The organism is Microcoleus sp. AT9b-C3 (genome assembly GCF_036705485.1).
Lineage (GTDB): Bacteria > Cyanobacteriota > Cyanobacteriia > Cyanobacteriales > Microcoleaceae > Microcoleus.
Window position 1 is genome coordinate 1 of sequence record NZ_JAUBUR010000096.1, and the last position, 3,029, is coordinate 3,029.

Here is a 3,029-nt window from a genome sequence, read left to right on the forward strand (position 1 = left end):
ACTGCCAAGATGAATCTTTGTTTTATTAGGTTGATGATTAAGAGGCTAGCTTCCTAGATCTCAAATGGGTTCTATAAAATGCCCTCACCCGTGGACTTAGAGAACGAATACAGCCGTTGTCGTGGCTCTTTGGGGGGCAGCCCTTTGTCTTCTCCTTTGGCGGCCCTCCAGTTCTTGTAATCTTCTTGGTACTGGGCAAAAGCTTTGTCGTACTCCTTCCGAGCCTTCTCTCGTAACGACTTCATCGGTCGCTCAATCATTGCTCGCATGATGGGCGACTTCTTCTGAGAGGATTCTGCAACAATGCCCGCAAAGTAGTTGGGGGTGCATCGATAGTCAGTATCGCGTCGCAGCAGTATCTCTGTCCCAACCTTGAAAAGGCTAGATACTTGAGCCAATCCAGCTACCAAATAACACTCAGGTTTAAGGTTCAGTCGTGTCGCTAATTCCTTGATTGGTACTGCAAGCCCAGGGGGCAAAATTTCTGCCAGTTCCAGCCCTGATTTTTGAGCAGAAAGTAGTTGGGCAACCTCGGCGGCCGTGTCTTCAACGTAGGATTCTTGCTCTAACTCTTGTTCGCGATCGCGGTAGATTTTCCAGATATCAGCGCTAGATACTCGGAACTTTTGAGCTAGCTCGGTAATTTTAGTCCGTAGTTGAGATTTCTGGAGGTCTGATTCTAGGAGAGCTTCAACCTCGCTGCCAAGTGTTGAAACATCAGGGACTTGAAATTTTTCCGGCCGAATAACAGTTGCTACTGCCTGCGGAACCTCGAAAACTTTCTTCTCTCCGATCGCAGCTTTCACTTGGCTCGCGGAAAGTTTTTCGTGTTTTATCCAGTCAAAAATGTCAAGCCCGCCTTTCTCTGGTAAGTTTTCCCAAGCTTTGCTTTCTGGGAACGGGTAGAGCCACATAGCATCGAGGAAGTGTTCGGCAAGCTTGTCGGCGTGCTCAATTCCCTTTTTGTCTCTGTCGGGGACTATGACAATCACCTTTGCATTTTGCAAGTCCAAAGAGTCGGTAAGCGTGAACTTGCCACCACCACCGATATTGGTAGTCGCGGCCATTCCAAATTTCCAGAGTAAGTCAGCGCACGGTTCACCCTCGACTAGGTAAATCGTTTCATTGTTTGCGATCGCCTTTTGGACATCGGCATAGCGGTAAACCGGGATGCTGGCACGGGCAACATCTCCTATCCCTCTCTGCCACTTGGAGCCGTCCCAGTGCTCTTGCCAGATTTTCTTGTTACCCTCGCCGTCGTCGATCCGATAAACCCGAATAAGTCTGTTGCCGTTGCGATCGGGATATTCCCAAGAACGAGTATCTTTCGGTCGGAAATCTTTGGTGGTTTTTTCTTTGAAAACGTACACACCGTAGCGGTTGTCAGAACTTGTGCCGTCAAAGTGCCACAGGTCAGGCTGCTGAGTTTTGGTGTGGTCAAAATTCTGATGGCACAGAACCATCTTCCCGTCGTGGCTAATACGGCAGTCGCGGTCTTTAGTGCGTCCACAGACCGGGCAAGGATTGGACTTGCTGCTGCTGACAAGGTTGCCGTGAACTCTTGAAACTTTACCGCCGATTGGAGTAGAATTGTCGTACATGAAAATTAGCTCGCCCCAAGACGAGTTAAAATCCTCAAAACCGTTGCGCTCAGGTTCCAATTGATAGCAGCGGTTTTTTGGTGTGTGTATTTTTTGGAAAATTCAAGGCATAGGAGGAACCGCCCCGCGAGTTTTAGATTGCGGGTGCGATTAGGCTGTCATTGCGAGCACAGCCACCTATTTCGGCATCGGGAAGCGGCACAAAACCCTTGGGCGGGCCATTGCAAGAAGGTTCGGGTCGCGCTGACCAATGCTTTATGAAGTTGCCGAGGATAGCCCAATTTTCAAGGAAGCGTAAAAGGGTAAGGGCATCGCAGCCAAAGAAATCTTTAATAGAACAGAATCTGGGTCGGCGCAGGTGGCTGAGCGAGCCAGGAAGGAGGCTGACTCGACTCTCAACAGACCGAAAAGACTTGTCAAGGCTTCGCGGATCGTTGAGCTGTTGTAGAAAAATTTTGTTGGCAGCCTGCATTACAAGCTTCAGGAATGTTGGCCGCTTCCACGAACACTCCCTTTGGCGCTCCCACAGAGTTGCCAGCGACTCCTCCCCTGAGCCACCAAATAAAAATCGCGCTACCCGTTCTTCTAGCTCTACTAAATTCATCATTCCATTTTAGGTATCGTTGCTAAATTCAGTCGCTAGCAACCTCGAAAATTCTCCCCACTTTTTCCTAACCAGTCTCTACCACATCGGTATTAATAGCGACGAGTGAGTTTTTGGCGGGAAACCCAGACAGCGCAAGGGTTTTAGAAATAGGCATTTTTGAGGTAAAAGAGGGTGATTTTTGTCCGAAATTTCGGACGGATTCTGTCCCAAAAATCACTCCTATGTGTAGTGTTTCAATTGGCAAATTCTCCCAGCTTTCTCTCCCCGGTCTCCTCCGTGTGGCTCTTAAGCGCCACACGTGAGTTTTTGGGGAGAAAACGCTCTTGCTCCGTAAGGATTCCAGAAAAAGCATTTTTTGGAGTCTAGAACGACGCAAAACCGTTGATTTTTAGGATGGGGGAAGCGAGACTTCCTGTTAATACTGCTACACATGGACAGTTGCCTCGCTTCCCTTCAATCACTCGCCAACCAAGCGCTTGTACTCAGCCTCAGCGTTGACGATTGTCGCCCTGACCACCCAAAACCGCATCCCAAGGTCGAGGTTGCGTTTCCCCTGCTGTTGGCGGCGGGACTGTTGCCCCCAGTTGCGGCAATTGCAAGTCATTGAGGTAGTAAGCGTACTGATTCTCATCGCCCCGCTGCGGGTAGAACTTGCCGTTAGTTTTCCAGAAGAAATCCTTGCCTCGCAAAACTGCCAATACTAACTCTATTTCCGACTTAGTGCCAGTCAGTCTTAAGGCTGCTGTATAGCAATCCTAAATCATTATCAAGACTATGATACAATTATATGCAATACTCGATCGTGAATAAAAAAATGAATA

General features: G+C 48.6%; 3 protein-coding genes. All 3 read right to left on the bottom strand.

All coding sequences use genetic code 11. The features are described from left to right. Positions 1-71: 71 nt before the first annotated feature. The gene (locus QUB77_RS31415) at positions 72-1,601 is read right to left on the bottom strand and encodes a DUF3987 domain-containing protein (protein ID WP_333180921.1); all 1,530 of its coding nucleotides are present in this window, start codon (positions 1,599-1,601) and stop codon (positions 72-74) included. 133 nt (positions 1,602-1,734) lie between these two features. Continuing rightward, positions 1,735-2,208 (bottom strand): hypothetical protein, encoded by a 474-nt coding sequence (locus QUB77_RS31420; protein WP_333180922.1) that lies wholly within the window; start codon positions 2,206-2,208, stop codon positions 1,735-1,737. A 488-nt stretch (positions 2,209-2,696) separates the two neighbouring features. Next, on the bottom strand, positions 2,697-2,906 hold the full coding sequence (locus QUB77_RS31425; protein ID WP_333180923.1) for a hypothetical protein: 210 nt from the start codon (positions 2,904-2,906) through the stop codon (positions 2,697-2,699). Between the last annotated feature and the right edge of the window lie 123 nt (positions 2,907-3,029).

Excerpts from the sequence above, each read along its gene's own strand:
- QUB77_RS31415 (WP_333180921.1), bottom strand. The coding sequence starts at position 1,601 with ATGTACGACAATTCTACTCCAATCGGCGGTAAAGTTTCAAGAGTTCAC.
- QUB77_RS31420 (WP_333180922.1), bottom strand. The coding sequence starts at position 2,208 with ATGATGAATTTAGTAGAGCTAGAAGAACGGGTAGCGCGATTTTTATTT.